At 61.4% G+C, this 20,793-nt stretch carries 22 protein-coding genes; 21 read left to right on the forward strand and 1 reads right to left on the reverse strand.

Annotated features, from left to right (window positions below; all coding sequences use genetic code 11):
* Positions 1 to 922 (reverse strand): P1 family peptidase (locus ACOJSJ_RS01490; protein ID WP_420143215.1); only part of this gene is annotated, 922 nt, incomplete at its 3' end.
* A gap of 95 nt (positions 923 to 1,017) precedes the next feature.
* Here ACOJSJ_RS01490 and thiE point away from each other — a divergent pair.
* The 21 genes from thiE (at position 1,018) to ACOJSJ_RS01595 (ending at position 20,793) form a co-directional block, all read left to right on the forward strand.
* Positions 1,018 to 1,740 carry a thiamine phosphate synthase gene (thiE, locus tag ACOJSJ_RS01495; protein WP_420143216.1) on the forward strand — a complete coding sequence of 241 codons (723 nt, stop codon included), beginning with the start codon at positions 1,018 to 1,020 and terminating at the stop codon, positions 1,738 to 1,740.
* An 82-nt stretch (positions 1,741 to 1,822) separates the two neighbouring features.
* Positions 1,823 to 2,890 (forward strand): L,D-transpeptidase family protein, encoded by a 1,068-nt coding sequence (locus tag ACOJSJ_RS01500; RefSeq protein ID WP_420143291.1) that lies wholly within the window; start codon positions 1,823 to 1,825, stop codon positions 2,888 to 2,890.
* Positions 2,887 to 3,456: a M23 family metallopeptidase gene (locus tag ACOJSJ_RS01505; RefSeq protein WP_420143217.1), complete on the forward strand. Its 570-nt coding sequence runs from the start codon at positions 2,887 to 2,889 to the stop codon at positions 3,454 to 3,456. Before ACOJSJ_RS01500 ends, ACOJSJ_RS01505 begins: the two co-directional genes overlap by 4 nt.
* Before the next feature lie 216 nt (positions 3,457 to 3,672).
* Positions 3,673 to 4,236 (forward strand): elongation factor P, encoded by a 564-nt coding sequence (gene efp, locus ACOJSJ_RS01510; protein WP_420143218.1) that lies wholly within the window; start codon positions 3,673 to 3,675, stop codon positions 4,234 to 4,236.
* On the forward strand, positions 4,236 to 4,616 hold the full coding sequence (locus ACOJSJ_RS01515; RefSeq protein ID WP_420143219.1) for a hypothetical protein: 381 nt from the start codon (positions 4,236 to 4,238) through the stop codon (positions 4,614 to 4,616). Before efp ends, ACOJSJ_RS01515 begins: the two co-directional genes overlap by 1 nt.
* Before the next feature lie 39 nt (positions 4,617 to 4,655).
* Positions 4,656 to 5,471 (forward strand): inositol monophosphatase family protein, encoded by an 816-nt coding sequence (locus ACOJSJ_RS01520; protein ID WP_420143220.1) that lies wholly within the window; start codon positions 4,656 to 4,658, stop codon positions 5,469 to 5,471.
* 132 nt (positions 5,472 to 5,603) lie between these two features.
* Positions 5,604 to 5,978 carry an NADH-quinone oxidoreductase subunit A gene (locus tag ACOJSJ_RS01525; protein WP_420143221.1) on the forward strand — a complete coding sequence of 125 codons (375 nt, stop codon included), beginning with the start codon at positions 5,604 to 5,606 and terminating at the stop codon, positions 5,976 to 5,978.
* A complete protein-coding gene (locus tag ACOJSJ_RS01530) occupies positions 5,969 to 6,523 on the forward strand; it encodes a NuoB/complex I 20 kDa subunit family protein (RefSeq protein ID WP_420143222.1) in 555 nt (184 codons plus the stop codon). Before ACOJSJ_RS01525 ends, ACOJSJ_RS01530 begins: the two co-directional genes overlap by 10 nt.
* Position 6,524: 1 nt before the next feature.
* The gene (locus ACOJSJ_RS01535) at positions 6,525 to 7,310 is read left to right on the forward strand and encodes an NADH-quinone oxidoreductase subunit C (RefSeq protein WP_420143223.1); all 786 of its coding nucleotides are present in this window, start codon (positions 6,525 to 6,527) and stop codon (positions 7,308 to 7,310) included.
* Entirely contained in the window at positions 7,310 to 8,545 is a 1,236-nt protein-coding gene (locus tag ACOJSJ_RS01540) for an NADH-quinone oxidoreductase subunit D (RefSeq protein ID WP_420143224.1), read from the forward strand. The genes ACOJSJ_RS01535 and ACOJSJ_RS01540 overlap by 1 nt, the downstream gene beginning before the upstream one ends.
* Positions 8,545 to 9,213: a complex I 24 kDa subunit family protein gene (locus tag ACOJSJ_RS01545; protein WP_420143225.1), complete on the forward strand. Its 669-nt coding sequence runs from the start codon at positions 8,545 to 8,547 to the stop codon at positions 9,211 to 9,213. Before ACOJSJ_RS01540 ends, ACOJSJ_RS01545 begins: the two co-directional genes overlap by 1 nt.
* Entirely contained in the window at positions 9,210 to 10,544 is a 1,335-nt protein-coding gene (gene nuoF, locus ACOJSJ_RS01550; protein ID WP_420143226.1) for an NADH-quinone oxidoreductase subunit NuoF, read from the forward strand. Before ACOJSJ_RS01545 ends, nuoF begins: the two co-directional genes overlap by 4 nt.
* Positions 10,545 to 10,546: 2 nt before the next feature.
* Positions 10,547 to 12,553: an NADH-quinone oxidoreductase subunit NuoG gene (gene nuoG, locus ACOJSJ_RS01555; RefSeq protein WP_420143227.1), complete on the forward strand. Its 2,007-nt coding sequence runs from the start codon at positions 10,547 to 10,549 to the stop codon at positions 12,551 to 12,553.
* Complete coding sequence (gene nuoH, locus ACOJSJ_RS01560; RefSeq protein WP_420143228.1) at positions 12,550 to 13,590, forward strand: NADH-quinone oxidoreductase subunit NuoH; 1,041 nt, start codon at positions 12,550 to 12,552, stop codon at positions 13,588 to 13,590. Before nuoG ends, nuoH begins: the two co-directional genes overlap by 4 nt.
* Before the next feature lies 1 nt (position 13,591).
* Positions 13,592 to 14,077, forward strand: coding sequence for an NADH-quinone oxidoreductase subunit NuoI (nuoI, locus tag ACOJSJ_RS01565; RefSeq protein ID WP_056689625.1), 486 nt, complete (start codon positions 13,592 to 13,594; stop codon positions 14,075 to 14,077).
* Between the two features lie 29 nt (positions 14,078 to 14,106).
* Complete coding sequence (locus tag ACOJSJ_RS01570; protein ID WP_420143229.1) at positions 14,107 to 14,718, forward strand: NADH-quinone oxidoreductase subunit J; 612 nt, start codon at positions 14,107 to 14,109, stop codon at positions 14,716 to 14,718.
* Positions 14,715 to 15,020, forward strand: a complete 306-nt coding sequence (gene nuoK, locus ACOJSJ_RS01575) for an NADH-quinone oxidoreductase subunit NuoK (RefSeq protein WP_037463269.1) — start codon at positions 14,715 to 14,717, stop codon at positions 15,018 to 15,020. The genes ACOJSJ_RS01570 and nuoK overlap by 4 nt, the downstream gene beginning before the upstream one ends.
* A gap of 10 nt (positions 15,021 to 15,030) precedes the next feature.
* Entirely contained in the window at positions 15,031 to 17,106 is a 2,076-nt protein-coding gene (nuoL, locus tag ACOJSJ_RS01580) for an NADH-quinone oxidoreductase subunit L (protein WP_420143230.1), read from the forward strand.
* Positions 17,106 to 18,653: an NADH-quinone oxidoreductase subunit M gene (locus ACOJSJ_RS01585; RefSeq protein WP_420143231.1), complete on the forward strand. Its 1,548-nt coding sequence runs from the start codon at positions 17,106 to 17,108 to the stop codon at positions 18,651 to 18,653. Before nuoL ends, ACOJSJ_RS01585 begins: the two co-directional genes overlap by 1 nt.
* On the forward strand, positions 18,653 to 20,089 hold the full coding sequence (gene nuoN / locus ACOJSJ_RS01590; RefSeq protein WP_420143232.1) for an NADH-quinone oxidoreductase subunit NuoN: 1,437 nt from the start codon (positions 18,653 to 18,655) through the stop codon (positions 20,087 to 20,089). The genes ACOJSJ_RS01585 and nuoN overlap by 1 nt, the downstream gene beginning before the upstream one ends.
* Positions 20,086 to 20,793, forward strand: coding sequence for a biotin--[acetyl-CoA-carboxylase] ligase (locus tag ACOJSJ_RS01595; RefSeq protein ID WP_420143292.1), 708 nt, complete (start codon positions 20,086 to 20,088; stop codon positions 20,791 to 20,793). The genes nuoN and ACOJSJ_RS01595 overlap by 4 nt, the downstream gene beginning before the upstream one ends.

Here is a 20,793-nt window from a genome sequence, read left to right on the forward strand (position 1 = left end):
GCCGCACCGCCATGCTGGTGGAAAAGGCGATCGCATAATCGCCCGATCCGTTGGAGAAGCTGGACCCCGTGCGCGCGATCCCGCCAAAGGCGCGCTCTGCCACCCGGCGCAGGTTGCGGTCGGACAAAGGCGCATCGGTCGCAATCACGATGACGACGGAACCGTCCGCCTTCTTTTCCTCCACCTGTTGGCGATAGTCATATTGGCCCAGCTTCACACCCACCGGCACGCCCGCAATGGTCAGCACGCCGCCATAATTGGCCTGCACCAGCACGCCGACGGTCCACCCGCCCAGTGATGCCGGCAGTCTGCGCGACGATGTACCGATCCCGGCCTTGTAGCCAAAGGCGATGGTTCCGGCGCCCGCCCCGACTACGCCTTCCTCCACCGCGCCGCCCTTTGCGCCCTCGATCGCGCGGCGCGCATCGGCCGTGGTGACATGGCGCCCGCGAATATCGTTCAGCGTGCCGTCGTTGGTTTCCCCGACGACGGCGTTCACCGACCGGACCTCTTCATTGCCGGGCTTTTCCAGCGTCCATTCGACGCTGGCGGCGGCGGCTTCGGCGACGTTCAGCGTATTGGTCAGCAGGATCGGCGTCTCCACCTCTCCCAGTTCGGCGACCTGTGTCGATCCCATGAACTTTCCGAACGCATTATAGGCGACGAAGCCCGCAGGCACCTTGTCCTGAAACAGGTTGCCGCCATGGGGCAGGATGGCGGTGACGCCGGTGTTGACGTCATGACTGCTCGGCAGCGTGACCTGTCCCACCATCACGCCCGCCACGTCGGTAATCGCGTTGAGCGCGCCGGGCTGAAGAATCCCGACTTTCACGCCCACCTCCCGCGCGCGCGGCCGTGCCTCCTCCTTCGCCATCAGCGGCGCGCCTGAAACCAGCAATAATGCGGCGATGGAATAACGCATGATGGATATTTTCCCTGACAGATGATGCCGCCCTATCAGCGCGACAGGGGCATCGCCACACTTGGCGTGCGCGACGGAGCGGCTATAAGGCGCGCATGACCGACTTTACCGAAGAAGAGCTGGCGCTCGACCCGCATTTCGCCGATCAGTTCGAGGCTGGCTTTCGACCCGCCTGCCAGCTTTACCTCATTTCTCCCCCGACCATCGACGATGATTTCGTGGACAGGCTGGCGCAGGCCCTCGACGGTGGCGACGTCGCCGCCTTCCAGCTTCGTCTGAAGGGGCTGGACGACGACGCGATTGCCGCCGCCGCCGCGCCCCTGCAGAAACTCTGCGCGGAACGGGAAGTCGCGTTCATCATCAATGACAGCGTGGCGCTGGCGCAGCGGATCGGCGCCGACGGCGTCCATCTGGGGCAGGATGACGGCGATGCCAAGGACGCGCGCAAGATTTTGGGGCCAAAGGTTCAGATCGGCGTCACCTGTCACGACAGCCGCCATCTGGCGATGGAAGCGGGGGAGGCCGGGGCCGACTATGTTGCGTTCGGGGCCTTTTTCCCGACCACGACCAAGGAAACCATGTACCGCGCGGAGCCATCGATCCTGGGCTGGTGGACGACATTGTTCGAACTGCCCTGCGTTGCGATCGGCGGCGTCACGGCGGACAATGCCGGTCCGCTGGTCGCGGCGGGCGCCGATTTTCTCGCCGTCAGCGGGGCCGTATGGAACCATCCCGACGGGCCGCAGGCCGGCGTTGCCGCCTTCGCCGATGTGCTGGCCAGCAAGGCGCCACCGCCGCGAAAGGGCGAAGCGGAATAGGAGCGCAGCCTTCCTGCGTCTCGTGCGTTGTCTCTCCATCTGATTGGAGAGGAATGTGGTGCGAAATCATCTGCTTGTGGCCATGCTTTTGTGCAGCGCCTGCAATGTCAACGTGACCGGCGCGAATGAAAGCCAGCCGGCTGCCAATGCTACCCGTCCCGCCGATGATGCGGCGGCGCAGGCGGCGGCCAGAAATGCGGCCTATGATTTTGAAATCGTGCCAGAACGCAATGCGCAACAGCCCAATCGCGTACTGATGGCGCAGGTGGCGCTCGACAGGCGCGGCTTTTCGCCCGGCGTGCTCGATGGCAAGGACGGCATGAGTTACAAGGCCGCGCTGCGTGGCTTTCAGGAGGCGCATAATCTGCCTGTAACCGGCGCGTTCGACCAGAAAACCGGCATCGCATTGCTGGAGGGGGAGGCGCGACCGACCACATGGCTGGTCAAAATCCCGCAGGATTTCGCGCGCGGTCCTTTTTTCGACGTTCCAAAGGGCCTGAATGAACAGGCCAGCCTGCCCGCGCTCACCTATCGCAACCTGCTGGAAAAGTTGGCGGAACGGTTTCATACGACGCCTGAAGTGCTGGTCGCGCTGAACCCGCCGGGCACCAGGGCGGCTGCGGGCGCGACCATTCGCGTGCCCGCCATCGACAGCCAGCCCGTCGCGCGGATCGACGGGGACGAACGGAGCTGGGGCGAAACGCTGGCCAGTCTGGGCGTGGCGAAGGATCAGCCGCAGGCCGACCATATCGTGGTCGACAAATCCGAAGGCTTGCTGAAGGTCTATGATGCGGACAACCGCATGATCGCGCAGTTTCCGGTGACTACGGGATCGCAGCATGATCCGCTGCCACTGGGCGAATGGACGATCCGGGGCATCAGCCGCAATCCCGACTTCCACTATAATCCCGACCTTTTCTGGGACGCGTCGTCCAAAGACCAGAAAGCGGTGCTGAAGCCCGGTCCCAATGGCCCGGTCGGCGTCGTATGGATCGACCTGTCAAAGGATCATTACGGCATCCACGGCACGCCGGAGCCGCAGACCATCGGCCGCACCGAAAGCCATGGCTGCATCCGCCTGACCAACTGGGACGCCGCCCGTCTGGCGCAGATGGTGAAGAGCGGGGTCAAGGCGAAGTTTCAGGCATGAATGCGCGGCGCTGGGGCGGGGCCGTGCTGGCGATCCTGTCCTGCGTCGCATTCGCCCATTATTGCGTCCGGATCGTGCCTGCCGACACGCCATCATCGCCGCCGATGCATGGGGCGGAGCGGCCCGTGGATGACGGTTTCCTGCTGATCCCGGTGGAAGGCATAGCTGGCAGCGCCCTGACCGACAGTTTCGCGCAGGCGCGGGCATCGGGCGCACGGCCCCATGACGCCATCGACATCATGGCGGCGCGGGGCAGGGCGGTGCTGGCCGCCGCCGATGGCCGCGTCGAAAAACTGTTCTGGAGCGCGGATGGCGGCCGGACGATCTATCAGCGCTCATCTGACGGGCGATGGATCTATTATTATGCCCATCTTGATGGCTATGCGCCCGGCCTGCATGAAGGTCAGTCGGTCCGCCGTGGCCAAAGGATCGGGATCGTCGGCAGCACCGGTAATGCCGACCCGGCCGCGCCGCATCTCCACTTCGCCGTGCATGGGATGCAGCCGGGCGAACCCTGGCATGGCGGCCGTGCGATCAATCCCTATCCTTTGCTGATCGGGCGCTGAGCTGTCCTACGTCGCGTCGACGGGATAAAATGGCGGGGTCACTTTCCAGATATGTCCCAAACGGGTAATGCAATTTCACGTTTAGCGGGAAAAGTGCGAAGTTAAGGGCAGGCGGTCCCTCTTGCCCTTCGCTCCGTCCCACTGTAAAGGCGCGCCCAGCCTCCACGATAGAGGCCGGCTCTTTTCCACATTCAGACATATAGGCAGGCTCTTCCCATGAAGATCAGCGGCGTCGAGATTCGTCCCGGCAACAACATCGAATATGACGGCGGCCTGTGGCGCGCCGTGAAGATCCAGCACACCCAGCCCGGCAAGGGCGGCGCCTATATGCAGGTGGAACTGAAAAACCTGATCGACGGTCGCAAGAACAACGTGCGTTTCCGCTCGGCCGAAACCGTCGAACGCATCCGCCTCGACACCAAGGATTTCCAGTATCTCTACGCCGAAGGCGACATGCTGGTGTTCATGGACACCGAAACCTACGAACAGATCAATCTGGCGCAGGATCTGATCGGCGACGCAGCGGCCTTCCTTCAGGATGGCATGATGGTCGTCCTCGAAATGTATGAAGAACGCCCGATCAGCGTCCAGCTACCCGAAACCATCGAAGCCACCGTCGTCGAAGCCGACGCCGTGGTAAAGGGCCAGACGGCTTCGGCCAGCTACAAGCCCGCCATCCTCGACAATGGCGTGCGCGTCATGGTCCCCCCGCACATCGTCACCGGCACGCGCATCGTGGTCGACGTGTACGAACGCGAATATGTGAAGCGGGCCGACTGATGCGGTCCGGGCGCATATCGGCACTGGCCGCCATCTTCACGATCGGCGTCCTGCCGGTTGCGCTCCCCGCTGCCGGACTGGCGCAGGCGACTGCGCCGTCCAGGGCGCAGCTTGACAATGCGGCTCATGTGCTGCGCGTCGTCATGACGGCGATGCAATCGAACGAAGTCGAACAGCCGGTCAAGAATGCGCTGTTCGACTGCGTCTATTCCAATTCGATCGGCAAGATCAGCGAGGCGACCGAAAAGGTCATCGCCGCCAATCCCGGCAAGGTCGATCGCAAGGACGCGTCGCAGATGCTGGCGGTGATAGCCGGTACATGCGGCTATCGCCCGCCTGCCGGCGCGGCGCCTGCGAAAAAGCCCGCCCCATCGAGATAACCCAACAGGCCGCTTTCCCAACAGCGGCGGAGACAGAATATGGTATCGCACTCCGGCCTCCTCACCATCATGGAACGCGCCGCGCGCAAGGCCGGGGCAAAGCTCCGCCGCGACTTCGGCGAAGTCGAACATCTTCAGGTCAGCCGCAAGGGGCCTGCGGACTTCGTGTCCAAGGCCGACCAGCAGGCTGAAAAGACGCTGGTCGAAGAATTGCAGAAGGCGCGCCCCGACTGGGGTTTTCTGCTGGAAGAAGGCGGCGTGATCGAAGGTGATCCGAACAAGCCCCGCTGGATCATCGATCCGCTGGATGGCACCACCAACTTCCTGCACGGCATTCCGCACTTCGCCATTTCGATCGCGGTCGAAGAGCCGCTCTATGGCGGCAACAAGCGTGAAATCACAACTGGCCTCATCTATCAGCCGGTGACCGACGAAAGCTATTGGGCGGAAAAGAGCCGTGGCGCCTGGCGTCATGACCAGCGCCTGCGCGTCTCCGCGCGCCGCGATCTGGCCGATTGCGTGATCGCGACCGGCATTCCGTTCATGGGACATGGCAATATGGCCGAATGGACCCGCATATTTGGTGCGGTTGCCCCGTCGGTTGCAGGCATCCGCCGTTTCGGCGCTGCCTCGCTCGATCTCGCCCATGTCGCGTCGGGCCGCTATGACGGTTATTGGGAAAGCGGATTGCAGCCCTGGGACGTTGCCGCGGGTCTGTTGCTGGTCCGTGAAGCGGGTGGTTTCGTCAGCGATTATCGCGGCGGCGATCAGGTCATGGATCGCAAGGAAGTGATCGCTGGAAACGACGCGATCCATTCCAAATTGCACAAGCTTGTTGCTGGCGCATTGCGCTAAAATCCCAAGAGGCCAAGCGGTTCAAGCGCTTGGCCTTTTTGCGATTCATTCTCACCGCGTTGGCCCCTTGCTTCGCATATGCAGCAGGCCTAAAGCGCCCCCCAAGATACAATTTTCGCCCAGGGGATTCCATTGGTCGATCTCGCCCAATATCTGCCGATCCTGATTTTTCTCGGGATTGCCTTGCTGCTTTCCGGCACTTTCGTCTTCCTGCCCATGCTGGTGGGCCGCCTGACCGGTTCGCATAAGCCCGACCCGGCCAAGCTCTCTGAATATGAATGCGGTTTCCCGGCATTTGAAGAGCCGCGCAGCCAGTTCGACGTGCGTTTCTATCTGGTCGCCATTCTCTTCATCATTTTCGATCTTGAAGCGGCGTTCCTGTTCCCCTGGGCTGTTAGCCTCGACCAGATCGGCTGGGCCGGCTGGGCAACGATGATGATCTTTATAGCGGAGCTGGTGCTCGGCCTCGTCTATGCGTGGAAGAAGGGAGCACTCGATTGGGAGTAGAACTGACCAGCCCCATGCCCGGCACGATGCCGCCCGTGGGGACGCAGCCCGACCAGGCCTTCTTTGACTCGCTGAACAGCGAAGTGAATGACAAGGGCTTCCTGATCACCTCGACCGAGGAACTGTTCCAGTGGGCGCGCACCGGATCGCTCTGGTGGATGACCTTTGGTCTGGCCTGCTGCGCGGTGGAAATGATCCACGTCAACATGCCGCGCTATGACATGGAACGTTTCGGCGCCGCGCCGCGCGCTTCCCCGCGTCAGTCGGACGTGATGATCGTTGCGGGCACGCTGTGCAACAAGATGGCTCCTGCGCTCCGCAAGGTCTACGACCAGATGTCCAACCCGAAATATGTGATTTCGATGGGCAGCTGCGCCAATGGCGGTGGTTACTACCACTACAGCTATTCGGTCGTTCGTGGCTGCGACCGCATCGTGCCGGTCGACATCTACGTCCCCGGTTGTCCGCCCACCGCAGAAGCGCTGCTCTATGGCATCATGCAGCTTCAGCGGAAGATCCGCCGTATCGGGACGATTGAGCGTTAATATGGCCCATTCCGCACCCAGGATCGCAAATCCGGAAGGCATTGCCGAAGAAATCGGCGCGCTGCTCGGCTCCATGCTGATCGAAACCATCGACCATGCCGATGAACTGACCTTCATCGTCGTGCGTGAGGATCTGGCGGATGCCATGGTCGCGCTGCGCGATAGGGCGCATTATCAGCAGCTGATGGAAATTGCAGGCGTCGACTATCCGGACCGTCCGTATCGTTTCGAAGTCGCCTATCATCTGCTCAGCGTCACGCGGAACCACCGCGTTCGCGTGAAGGTGTCGACCGACGAAGATACGCCGGTGCCGACCGTCACGCATCTCTGGCCGGTCGCTGGCTGGCTGGAACGTGAAGTGTTCGACATGTATGGCGTCGTGTTCGACGGCAATACCGACCTGCGCCGCATCCTGACCGACTATGGGTTCAAGGGGCATCCGCAGCGCAAGGACTTCCCGCTGACCGGCTATGTCGAACTGCGCTATTCCGAAGAAGACAAGCGCGTCGTCTATGAACCGGTAAAGCTGGCTCAGGACTTCCGCAGCTTCGACTTCATGTCTCCATGGGAAGGCGCGCAATATGTGCTGCCGGGCGATGAGAAGGCGCCTGCGCCTGCTGCGCCCGCCGCCGCTCCCACGCCCAAAGCCACGGAAAGCAAGGCTGACACCGGTGCTGGCGATGCCGCCAACAAGAAGGCTGAGGAAAAGTCGGGCGATGCCCCGGTGAAGCCCGCTGCCGCCACCGATGAAGGCAAGGGGGCTGCCAAGCCCGAAGGTAAGGCCTGATGTCCGACTATCTGGAAAAGCTGGACCATGTCACCGATGCGGCCGACCCGGCCTATGGCGACACGGAAATCCAGAATTACACGATCAACTTTGGCCCTCAGCATCCCGCGGCCCATGGCGTTTTGCGTCTGGTCATGGAACTGGAAGGCGAAATCGTCGAACGTTGCGACCCGCATGTCGGGCTGCTGCATCGCGGCACTGAAAAGCTGATCGAGCACAAGACCTATTTGCAGGCTCTGCCCTATTTCGACCGGCTGGACTATTGTTCGCCGCTCGGCATGGAGCATAGCTATGTTCTGGCGGTCGAAAAGCTGCTCAATCTGGAAGTGCCCTTGCGTGCGCAGTATCTGCGCGTTTTCTTCGCGGAACTGACCCGCATCTGCAATCACATGCTGAACTTGGGTTCGCATGTGATGGACGTCGGCGCGATGACGCCGAACCTGTGGCTGTTCGAAATCCGCGAAGACTGCCTCAACTTCTTCGAACGCGCATCCGGCGCCCGCATGCATTCGGCCTATTTCCGGCCGGGCGGTGTGCATCAGGACGTGCCTCTCAAGTTGCTGACGGATATCGCCGACTGGCTCGACACCCGCCTGCCGCGCCTGTTCGAAGACGCGATGAGCCTGGTGGTCGACAACCGCATCTTCAAGCAGCGGAACGTTGACATCGCCATTGTCTCCAAGGAAGATGCGCTGAAATGGGGCTTTTCCGGTCCCATGCTGCGTGGGTCCGGCATCGCCTGGGACATTCGCAAGGCGCAGCCTTACGACGTCTATGATCGCATGGACTTCGAAATTCCGGTCGGAACCGCCTATGACTGCTACGACCGGTTCATGGTCCGCGTTGAGGAAGTCCGTCAGTCCGCGCGCATCATGAAGCAGTGCCTGAACGAAATGCCTGAAGGGCCGATTGCCAGCTTCGACCGCAAGGTTTCGCCGCCCAAGCGCGGTGAGATGAAGCGGTCGATGGAAGCGCTGATCCACCACTTCAAGCTCTATACAGAGGGCTTCCACGTGCCCGCGGGCGAAGTCTATGTGGCGACCGAAAGCCCGAAGGGCGAATTTGGCGTTTATCTGGTCAGCGACGGCAGCAACAAGCCCTATCGCTGCAAGATCCGCCCGACCGCTTTCTCTCACCTGCAAGCCATGGACTTCATGATGAAGGGCCACATGCTTGCGGATACCACCGCTGTACTGGGCGCGATGGACATCGTGTTCGGAGAATGTGACCGATAATGGCTGACGCAGTTCATATCCCCGATGAGGCCGAAACCCGTGCGCGCTGGGGCGCGTTCGAGTGGACCGCCGAAAATGCCGAACAGGCCAAGAAGGTCATCGCGCGCTACCCCGCCGGTCGCCAGCAGTCGGCGGTGATGCCGCTGCTCGATCTGGCCCAGCGTCAGGTCGGTGCGGAAACGCAGACCAATGGCTGGTTGCCCGTGCCGGTGATGGAATATATCGGGCGTCAGCTCGATATGCCGTATATGCGCGTCTATGAAGTCGCAACCTTCTACACCATGTACAATCTGGCGCCGGTCGGCCGTTATCATGTGCAGGTGTGCGGCACGACGCCGTGCATGCTGCGCGGTTCGGACGATGTCTTCGCCGCGTGCAAGAACAAGGGTCTGGTCAAGGGCGGGACGACCCCCGACGGCCTGTTCACCCTGACCGAAGTCGAATGCCTTGGCGCCTGCGCCAACGCGCCGATGGTTCAGATCAACGACGATAATTTCGAAGATCTGACCTACGACAGCACCATCGCCATTCTGGAAACGCTGGCCGCTGGCGGCCAGCCCAAGATCGGCCCGCAGATCGACCGTCAGACGAGCGCACCCGAAGGTGGTCCGACCACGCTGAAGGACATGGTCACGGAAAATCACGACTATCGGGGGGATTGGGCATGACCGACGCACCCGCACCGGCTGCCTTCGTTGGCCCGCTGGCCGACAAGGACCGCATCTTCACCAACGTCCACGGCTTCCAGGATTGGGGCATCGACGCCGCCATGAAGCGCGGCGATTGGGACAATACCAAGAAGCTGATGGAGTTGGGGCAGGACGCCATCATCGACATCATCAAGGCGTCGAACCTGCGCGGCCGTGGCGGCGCCGGCTTCCCGACCGGCATGAAGTGGAGCTTCATGCCCAAGGAAAGCAAAGATGGCCGTCCCAGCTTCCTGGTCATCAACGCCGATGAATCCGAACCGGGTTCGTGCAAGGACCGCGAGATCATCCGCCACGATCCGCACAAGCTGATCGAAGGCGCGCTGATCGCCGGTTTCGCAATGCGCGCGCGCGCTGCCTATATCTACATCCGTGGCGAATTCATCTACGAAGCGAAGGTGCTCTTCGCCGCTGTCGAGCAGGCCTATGAAAAGGGCTTCATCGGCAAAAATGCCTGCGGTTCGGGCTATGACTTCGACGTCTTCGTCCATCGTGGCGCTGGCGCGTACATCTGCGGCGAAGAAACCGCGCAGATCGAAAGCATCGAAGGCAAGAAGGGCCAGCCCCGCCTGAAGCCGCCTTTCCCGGCGGGCGCAGGCCTTTATGGCTGCCCGACCACCGTGAACAATGTGGAATCGATCGCGGTTAGTCCGACGATCCTGCGGCGCGGCGCGGCATGGTTCAACGGCTTTGGTCGTGAGAACAACCGCGGCACCAAGCTGTTCCAGATCAGCGGCCATGTGAACAAGCCCTGCGTGGTCGAAGAAAGCATGTCGATCCCGTTCCGCGAACTGATCGACCGCCATTGCGGCGGCATTCGGGGCGGCTGGGACAAGCTGCTTGCGGTTATTCCGGGCGGTTCGTCGGTGCCTCTGGTTCCTGCCAAGGAAATCATGGACGCACCGATGGATTTCGACGGCCTGCGTGCGCTCGGCTCCGGCCTTGGCACTGCCGCCGTCATCGTCATGGACAAGTCGACCGACATCGTCCGGGCTATCTCGCGTCTCTCCTACTTCTACAAGCACGAGAGCTGCGGCCAGTGCACGCCGTGCCGCGAAGGTACGGGCTGGATGTGGCGTGTCATGGAGCGCCTGCGCACCGGCGACGCCGACCAGAGCGAAATCGACATGCTGTTCAATGTGACCAAGCAGGTTGAAGGCCATACCATCTGCGCGCTTGGCGACGCGGCGGCATGGCCGATCCAGGGGCTGATCCGGCACTTCCGTCCGGAAATCGAGCGCCGGATCAACGAGAACAAGGGTAGTGCCCCCGTCATGGAGGCAGCGGAGTAACCATGCCGAAGGTCAAAGTAGACGGCGTAGAACTGGAAGTCCCGGCCGGGGCGACCGTTCTCCAGGCTTGCGAGCAGGCGGGGAAGGAAATCCCCCGTTTCTGCTATCATGAGCGCCTTTCCATTGCGGGCAATTGCCGGATGTGCCTGGTCGAGGTGAAACCCGGACCACCCAAGCCGCAGGCATCGTGCGCGCTTCCGGCGACCGAGGGTCAGGAAATTCGCACCGACAGCGAAATGGTCAAGAAGGCCCGTGAAGGGGTGATGGAGTTCCTGCTCATCAATCACCCGCTCGACTGCCCGATCTGCGATCAGGGTGGCGAGTGCGACCTTCAGGATCAGTCGGTCGCCTATGGCCGTGGTTCGTCGCGCTATGACGAAAACAAGCGCGCCGTGACCGAGAAGAATATGGGGCCGATCGTCAAGACGGTCATGACCCGCTGCATCCAGTGCACCCGCTGCGTGCGCTTTGCTGAGGAAGTCGCGGGCGTGCCGGAAATCGGCGCCATCTATCGCGGCGAGAACATGCAGATCACCACCTACCTCGAACATGCTGCCAAGAGCGAACTGTCGGGCAATGTGGTCGATCTCTGCCCGGTCGGTGCGCTAACATCGAAGCCTTACGCCTTCGAAGCGCGTCCGTGGGAACTGAAGAAGACCCATGCGATCGACGTGATGGACGCGGTCGGCACCAATATCCGCCTCGACAGCCGTGGTCGTCAGGTGCTGCGCGCCGTGCCGCGCATCAATGACGACGTGAATGAAGAGTGGGCGTCAGACAAGACCCGGCACAACGTCGACGGTCTGGTCCGCAAACGCCTCGACAAGCCGTTCGTCCGGAAGGATGGCAAGCTGGTTCCGGCAACCTGGGCGGAAGCCTTTGCCGCTGTAGCTTCTGTTCAGCATGGCGGCAGCGTCGCGGCGATCGCGGGCGATCTGCTCGACTGCGAAACCATGTTCGCGGGTAAGGCGCTGGTCGAAAAGCTGGGCGGTTCCCTGCTCGAAGGCCGTCAGACCGGCCTGTCCTATGATGTGTCGAGCCTGTCGTCGGTGGTATTCAATACGCGGCTCGCCGACCTCGAAACCGCAGACGTCATCCTGTTAGTTGGCACCAACCTGCGCTGGGAAGCGCCGCTGGTTAACACCCGCATCCGCAAGGCGATCAAGAAGGGTGCGAAAGTTTTCGGCCTCGGTCCGGAAATCGATCTGACCTACAAGGTCGAATGGCTGGGCAATGACGCATCGCTGCTCGCCAATCTGCCGGAAGCCGTGCTCGGAGCCTTCAAGGGCGCTGCCCGCCCGGCGATGATCGTCGGCGGCGGCGTGCTGGCCAAGGATGGCGCGCATGGCGATACGCTGGCGCTGGTCGAAACGCTGGGCCTCGTGAAAGAAGGCTGGAACGGCTATAACGTCCTGCACTTCGCGGCGGCCCGCATGGGTGGCCTGATGCTGGGCTACGCGACCAAGGGTGGCGTGAAGGCGGTGGCGGAAGCCGCGCCGAAGCTGCTGCTGTCGCTGGGCGCGGACGAGGTCGACTATTCGCTCTTCCCGACCAGCTTCAAGGTGTATGTCGGCCATCATGGCGACAAGGGCGCGCATGCGGCGGACGTGATCCTGCCGGGCGCAAGCTATGCTGAAAAGGCCGGCACTTACGTCAATCTGGAAGGTCGCGTGCAGTTCGGTGAAAAGGCCGTGTTCGCGCCGGGCGACGCCCGCGAAGACTGGTCGATCCTGCGTGCCCTGTCGGAAGCGCTGGGCGCCAAGCTGCCTTTCGACAGCTTTGAACAGCTCCGCGCCGAAATGGCAAAGGCGGTTCCGGCGCTGGGTGTCGAAGGTATCGCCAACTATGGCTGGTCGATCCCTTCGTTGCCGACCGGCGCGACCGGCGAATTCAGTTCGCCGATCAAGGATTTCTACCTCACCAACGCCATCTGCCGTGCCAGCCCGACGATGCAGCAATGCTCGGCCGAGCTGATCCATGGCGTTGAGTATGCGGAGGCCGCAGAGTGACCGCTTTCTTCCAAGGCCTTGGCCTGCCTTTCGAAGGCGCCTGGCTGCTTTCTACTGTCGTCGGGATTTTGGTGATCTGTCTGCCGGTCATGCTGGCCGTTGCAATGATCATCTATGCCGACCGCAAGATCTGGGCCGCCATGGCGCTGCGCCGTGGTCCCAACGTCGTCGGTCCTTTCGGTCTGCTCCAGTCCTTTGCGGACGGTTTGAAGGTCTTTCTTCAGGAAACGATCGTTCCGTCGGCATCCAACAAAGCGCTGTTCCTGATCGCACCGATCATCACCTTCACCGTCGCGCTGATGGCCTGGGCCGTCGTGCCGTTTCAGGTGGGCGTGGTGCTGGCCAACATCAATGTCGGCCTGCTCTACATCCTCGCGATCAGCTCGCTGGGCGTATATGGCGTGGTGCTGTCGGGCTGGGCGTCCAACTCCAAATATCCCTTCTACTCGGCGATCCGCGCTTCGGCGCAGATGATCAGCTATGAAGTCTCGATCGGCTTCATCCTGATCACCGTCGTCCTGTGGGCGGGCAGCTTCAACCTGACGCAGATAGTGGAAAGCCAGAAAGCCTATTATGGCTTCCTGAACGGCAACGGCTTCAACCCGCTGCTCTTCCCGATGGCGATCATGTTCCTGATTTCGGCCATGGCGGAAACGGCGCGTGCGCCGTTCGACCTGACCGAAGCGGAAAGCGAACTCGTCGCGGGTTATCAGACCGAATATTCGTCCATGGCCTTCGCGCTGTTCTGGCTGGGCGAATATGCGAACGTCATCCTGATGTGCGCGCTGAACGCGATCCTATTCTGGGGTGGCTATCTGCCGCCGGTGGACTGGGCGCCGCTCTATTATGTGCCGGGCATCCTGTGGCTGTTCGCCAAGATCCTGTTCTTCTTCTTCGTCTTCTCCTGGGTGAAGGCGACGGTGCCTCGCTACCGTTATGACCAGCTGATGCGGTTGGGCTGGAAAATCTTCCTGCCGACCTCGCTTCTGTTCGTCTTCCTGGTTTCGGGCTTCCTCATGCTGACAAGGTATTCGTGACATGAGCCTTGGCTATTACGTCAAAAGCTTCACCCTCTGGGAATTTGTGAAGGCGCACTGGCTGACCCTGAAGTATTTCTTCAAGCCAAAAGCGACGATCAACTACCCGTACGAAAAGAACCCGATTTCGCCGCGTTTCCGTGGTGAACATGCGCTGCGCCGCTACCCCAATGGGGAAGAGCGCTGCATCGCGTGCAAGCTGTGCGAGGCCATTTGCCCGGCGCAGGCGATCACCATCGAGGCGCAGCCGCGCGACGACGGCAGCCGCCGCACGACGCGCTACGACATTGACATGACCAAGTGCATCTATTGCGGCTTCTGTCAGGAAGCCTGCCCGGTGGATGCGGTCGTGGAAGGCCCGAACTTCGAGTTCGCGACCGAAACCCGAGAGGAGCTGATCTACGACAAGGCCAAGCTCCTGGAAAATGGTGACAAGTGGGAGCGGGCTATCGCCGCGAACCTTGCCGCCGATGCGCCCTATCGTTAAGCCGCCGGCGTCAAGGGGAATATGATCCTGTGATCCACGTTATCGCCTTTTACCTGTTCGCCATCATGGTGGTGTGCAGCGGCGCGCTCACGATATTGTCGCGCAACCCGGTCCATTCGGTCCTCTGGCTGATTTTGGCCTTCTTCAACGCGTCGGGTCTGATGATCCTGATCGGCGCCGAATTCATCGCGATGCTGCTTGTCATCGTCTATGTCGGCGCCGTCGCGGTGCTGTTCCTGTTCGTCGTCATGATGCTGGACATCGATTTCGCCGAACTGCGCGCCGGCTTCGTCAGCTATCTGCCCTTCGGCCTCTTGCTGGCGCTGGTGCTGCTGGCGGAGATCATTCTCGGCATCGGCCTCTGGACCGCTGGTCCCATCGAACTGGCGCAGCGCGCCGCTCCGGTAAACCCGGGAGTTTCGAACATTCAGGCGATCGGCGGGCTGCTTTACACCCGCTACATCTTCCTGTTCGAAGCGGCGGGCGTCGTCCTGTTGGTCGCCATGATCGGCGCGATCGTCCTGACGCACCGTGCTCGTGGCGGGGTGAAGGGCCAGAATATCGCCAAGCAGAACCGTCGCCGTCCGCAGGATGCGACGCGTAACATCAATCAGCCCGTGGGGCAGGGGGTGGAGCTGTGATCGGCCTTCAACATTATCTGGTGGTCAGCGCCATCCTGTTCGTGATGGGTGTGCTGGGCATCTTCATCAATCGCAAGAATGTCATCATCATCCTGATGGCGATCGAACTGATCCTCCTCAGCGTGAACATCAACCTCGTCGCATTCAGCGCCTTTCTGGGCGATCTGGTAGGGCAGGTCTTTTCGATGTTCGTGCTGACCGTCGCGGCGGGTGAAGCGGCCATCGGCCTTGCCATCCTTGTCATTTATTTCCGTGGTCGCGGCACCATCGCCGTCGACGATGTCAACCGGATGAAGGGCTGAGACTGTACCCATGATCCAGTTCGTAGTTCTTCTTCCGCTGCTGGCTGCTGCCATCGCCGGTCTTGGTAACAAGGCCCTCGGCAAGCTGCCCGCAAAAATCGTCACCACCGGTGTGCTGTTCATCGCATGCGCCATCAGCTGGTCGATCTTCATTCCCTTCCTTCTCGGCCATGCCGAAGCGTCGGTGACGCCGCTCTTCACATGGATCGAAAGCGGCAGCTTCGATGCCCAGTGGGCGCTGCGCGTCGACACGATGACGGCGGTCATGCTGGTTGTCATCACCAGCGTGTCGAGCCTCGTCCACCTTTACAGCTGGGGCTATATGTCGGAGGAGCCGGATCAGCCGCGCTTCTTCGCCTATCTGTCGCTTTTCACCTTCGCGATGCTGATGCTCGTGACGGCGAACAATCTGCTTCAGATGTTCTTCGGCTGGGAAGGCGTGGGTCTGGCTTCCTACCTGCTCATCGGCTTCTGGTTCCGTAAGCCGTCTGCCAACGCGGCCGCGATCAAGGCGTTCGTCGTCAATCGCGTCGGCGACCTTGGTTTCATGATGGGTATTTTCGGCACCTATCTGGTGTTCAACACCATTTCGATCCCGGAAATCCTGGAAGCCGCGCCTGCCATGGCCGGTTCGACCATCGGTTTCCTTGGCTACCGTTTCGACACCATGACCGTGCTGTGCCTGCTGCTGTTCGTCGGCGCGATGGGCAAGTCGGCGCAGCTTGGCCTGCACACCTGGTTGCCGGACGCGATGGAAGGCCCGACGCCTGTGTCGGCGCTGATCCACGCGGCCACCATGGTCACCGCCGGTGTATTCATGGTCTGTCGCCTGTCGCCGATGTTCGAAACGTCGGAAACGGCGCTCACCGTAGTTACCTATGTTGGCGCGGCCACTTGCCTGTTCGCCGCCACGGTGGGCACGGTGCAGACCGACATCAAGCGCGTTATCGCTTATTCGACCTGTTCGCAGCTGGGCTATATGTTCTTTGCCGCCGGTTGCGGCGCTTATGGCGCGGCTATGTTCCACCTGTTCACCCACGCCTTCTTCAAGGCTCTGCTGTTTCTGGGCGCGGGTTCGGTCATCCATGCGATGCACCATGAACAGGACATGCGTTACTATGGTGGCCTGCGTAAGAGCATCCCCATCACCTTCTGGACGATGACACTCGGCACGCTGGCCATCACGGGCGTGGGCCTGCCGCTGGTCGGCATCGGTTTCGCGGGCTTCTATTCGAAGGATGGCATTCTTGAAGCGGCCTTCGCTTCGGGCGGTGCGGGTGTCGGCGCCTATTATGTCGGTGTGTTCGCCGCGCTGCTGACCAGCTTCTACAGCTGGCGCCTGGTGTTCCTCACCTTCTTCGGTAAGCCGCGCTGGACCCAGTCGGAGCATATTCAGCACGCGCTGCACGATGCCCATGGCCATGACGATCACGCCCACGGGCACGACGATCATACTGCCCATGCCCATCATGACGCCCATGGCCATGACGATCATCATGCCCATGATCATGGCGACGGTACAGGTGGTTATCATCCGCATGAAAGCCCGTTGGTCATGCTGCTGCCCCTGCTGGTGCTCAGTCTTGGCGCGGTGTTCGCTGGCTTCGTCGTCCACGACCAGTTCATCGGTCCGGAAGGTGGCGTGGAATTCTGGAAGGGCGCGCTCTTCTTCGACAGCCACCTGATGCATGCCGCGCATGAAGTGCCGACATGGGTCAAGTTCGGCCCGTTCACCGTGATGCTGACCGGCCTCGTGATCGCCTGGCTGGCCTACATCAAGAATACCGACTGGCCGCAGCGCTTCGTGGCGACCTTCGGTGCGCTGTACCAGTTCCTGCTGATCAAGTGGTATTTCGACGATTTGTACAACTTCCTGTTCGTCAAGCCCGCCTTCGCCATCGGCCGCTTCTTCTGGAAGTTCGGTGACGTTGGCTTCATCGACCGCTTCGGCCCCAACGGGCTGGCTGCTCTGGTCGTGCAGGGCAACAAGATCACCCGTCGGCTTCAGTCCGGCTACCTCTACACCTATGCGCTGGTGATGCTGATTGGCCTCGCCGCGGCTGCAACCTGGGCGATGACACGATAATGGACGGCTTCCCCATCCTTTCCCTGATGATGGCAGTACCGATGGCCGGGGCCATCGCCTGCCTCTTCGCGGGCGCCAGCGGCGCGCGCTGGATCGCGCTGATCGCCACTCTGGTGGATCTGGTGCTGGGCATCGCGCTCTGGATGAATTTCGATCAGGGCGGGCTGCAATGGCAGTTCCAGGAATATTATCCGATCTTCGGGCGCTTCGCCTGGGCATTGGGTATCGACGGCATCGCCCTGATGCTCATCGCGCTGACCGTTTTCCTGATGCCGATCTGTATTGGTGCCAGCTGGGAAGCCATTCAGAAGCGCGTGCCGGAATATATGGCGGCGTTCCTGTTCATGGAGGTGCTGATGATCGGCGTCTTCGCGGCGCAGGATCTCTACCTCTTCTACATCATGTTCGAAGCGGGCCTGATCCCCATGTATCTGGTGATCGGCATCTGGGGCGGCGCTGACCGGATTTACGCTTCGTACAAATTCTTCCTCTACACGCTGCTCGGCTCGGTCCTGATGCTGATCGCGATGATGTGGATGGTGCATGAGGCCGGTTCGACCGAAATCCCGGTCCTGATGGCCTATAATTTCGATCCGCATATCCAGATCTGGTTGTGGCTTGCCTTCTTCGCCAGCTTCGCGGTGAAGATGCCAATGTGGCCGGTGCACACCTGGTTGCCCGACGCTCACGTTCAGGCGCCGACCGCTGGTTCGGTCATTCTGGCAGGCGTTTTGCTGAAAATGGGTGGTTACGGCTTCATCCGTTTCTCGCTTCCCATGTTCCCCGAAGCGTCGTCGCAGCTGGCGCCGCTGGTTTGGGGCCTGTCGATGGTCGCGGTGGTCTATACCAGCCTCGTTGCCCTCGTTCAGTCGGACATGAAAAAGCTGATCGCCTATTCGTCCGTCGCTCACATGGCGATCGTGACCATCGGCCTGTTCGCCTTTAATCAGGCGGGTATCGAGGGTTCGATGATGGTCATGCTGGGCCATGGTCTGGTGTCGGGCGCGCTGTTCCTGTGCGTCGGTGTGATCTACGACCGGCTGCATACCCGCGAAATTACCCGCTATGGCGGTCTCAGCATCAACATGCCCAAATATGCGGTGCTGTTCCTGCTGTTCACCATGGCTTCGGTGGGGCTGCCGGGAACGTCCAATTTCGTCGGTGAATTCCTGTCGCTGATGGGCATTTATCAGGTATCGACCTGGGCAGCGCTGATCTGCACCACGGGCATCATCCTGGGTGCGGCCTATATGCTCTACCTCTATCGCCGCATCTGCTACGGCGATCAGGTGAACGCGGACGCCGCTGCCATGCCCGACCTGTCGGTTCGTGAACTCGCCCTGCTGGCTCCGCTGGCGGCCGCCACCTTGTGGATGGGCGTCTATCCGGAAAGCTTCCTGGCACCCATGCGGTCCGACATCCGTGCGCTTGAAGCGCGCCTCGCCCCTGCGGCCCCCGCGGGAGACTCCAACATTAAGATGGGCGCGTCCAAGCCGAAGAGCGAAGGCCACCATGAAGAAGCACCGGCGCACGGGGAGGCGCACTGATGATTGAAACCGCTTCCCTTCTGGCGGTCGTGCCGGAACTCATCCTGACGGTGGGTGGGCTGGCACTGATGCTGGTCGCTGCCTTTGGCGGCGACGGTTCGGCCCGCGTCGTCAACTGGCTTTCGGTGATCGTGCTGGCGATTGCTGGCCTGTCGCTGTCCTGTTCGCTCGCGCACGGTCCGGACGCTTTCGATGGCCTGTATCGCGCCGATGCCTTCTCGGCCTTCGCCAAGGCGCTCATCTACGGTGCGGCGGCAGCGGCGATCCTGCTGGCCCCACGCTTCTTTTCGGTCGGCGGCAATCCGCGTCCCGAATATCCGGTGCTGATCCTGTTCGCCGCCATCGGCATGGGCATGATGGTATCGGCGGGCGACATGCTGACGCTCTATGTTGGCCTCGAAATGAACAGCCTTGCCTCCTACGTGCTGGCAAGCTTCATGCGACAGGATGTGCGCTCCTCCGAAGCGGGCCTGAAATATTTCGTGCTCGGTTCGCTGGCCAGCGGCATCCTGCTCTATGGCATTTCGCTGCTTTACGGCTTCACCGGCAGCATGGCGTTCGACGGCATTGCCGTGGCGCTGGGCGACGGCGTGTCGAAGGGTGAGCTGTTCGGTCTGGTCTTCGTGCTGGCAGGGCTTGCGTTCAAGATCAGCGCCGTGCCGTTCCACATGTGGACGCCCGACGTTTATGAAGGCGCGCCGACCCCGGTGACGACCTTCTTTGCCAGCGCCCCCAAGGTTGCGGCCATTGGCCTCACCGTCCGCGTTGCGATCGAAGCGCTGGGCCCGGCGGGTATGGACTGGCAGCAGGTGGTCATCTTCGTCGCGCTTGCCTCGATCCTGTTCGGTGCCGTTGCCGCTATCGGTCAGAGCAACATCAAGCGTCTGATGGCCTATTCGTCGATCAACAATGTCGGCTTCGCGCTGATCGGTCTGGCTGCGGGTACGCCCGCCGGTGCCGCCGCGACGATGAGCTATATGGCGATTTACGTCGTCATGACAATCGGCGGCTTTGCCTGCATCCTGCAGCTGCGTGATGCCGACGGCAAGCCGGTCGAAGCGATCGCCAGCCTCGCCGGCCTGTCGCAGTCGCGCAAGGGTCTGGCGGCCGCGCTTGCCATCTTCATGTTCTCGATGGCCGGCATTCCGCCGCTGTTCGGCTTCTGGGCGAAGTTCCTGGTATTCGATGCCGCGGTTGCTTCCGGCCTGACGGCGCTGGCGGCTTTCGGTATTGCCATGTCGGTGATCGGCGCCTTCTATTATCTCAAGATCATCAAGACGATGTATTTCGACGAACCGGTAGTGACTTATGAAGCGAAGGGCGGTCCGGTCGAAAACATCATCCTGACGGCCAGCGCCGTAGTGATCGTTCTGGGCTATCTGCTCAATCCGACGCTGGATCAGGCGAGCGCAGCCGCAGCGGCGTCGCTCTTCTGACGCTCCTTCGTTCCGTAGAGGAAACGGGTTCGACCAATGCCGACATGTTGGCATTGGTCGAACAGGGCGTAGCGGAAGGCACATGGCTCCGTGCCGAACGGCAGAACGGGGGCAGGGGCCGGATGGGTCGTGTCTGGGACAGTCCGGTTGGCAATCTCTACTGCTCAACGCTGGTTCGGTTTCAGCCGGGTGATCCTGCGGGCCATACGCTCGCGCTGGTAGCGGCTAACGCTGTTCATGCGTTGATTGCACCGCTCTGTTCCGGTCAGGCCCGGATCAAATGGCCGAACGACATATTGGTGGACGGGGCCAAGATCGCAGGCATCCTGCTGGAACGCGCTGGCGATGCCATCGTCATCGGCATTGGCGTCAATGCGACCCATCATCCCATCGGCCTTGATCGCCCGGTCACCAGTTTGCTCGCGCAGGGAGCGGTCAATCCGGAGGCGTCCGCGCTGTATGAGCGACTGGCGCAGATATTTGGGCATTGGCTATCCGTCTGGCGGGGGGAGGGCCTCGCGCCGGTTCGTACTCATTGGCTGCTGAATGCACATCCGACCGGTGCTGCCATGCGCGTTTTGCTGCCCGATGGCGAGGAAGTGCGAGGAACGTTCGATACACTGGATCAACAAGGCATGCTGATCCTGCGCTTGGAGAATGGTGACAGCCGTGCCATTCACGCGGGCGACATCATATTGGGTTGA

Source organism: Sphingobium sp., from assembly GCF_048594625.1.
In the GTDB taxonomy this organism is placed as follows: Bacteria; Pseudomonadota; Alphaproteobacteria; order Sphingomonadales; family Sphingomonadaceae; genus Sphingobium.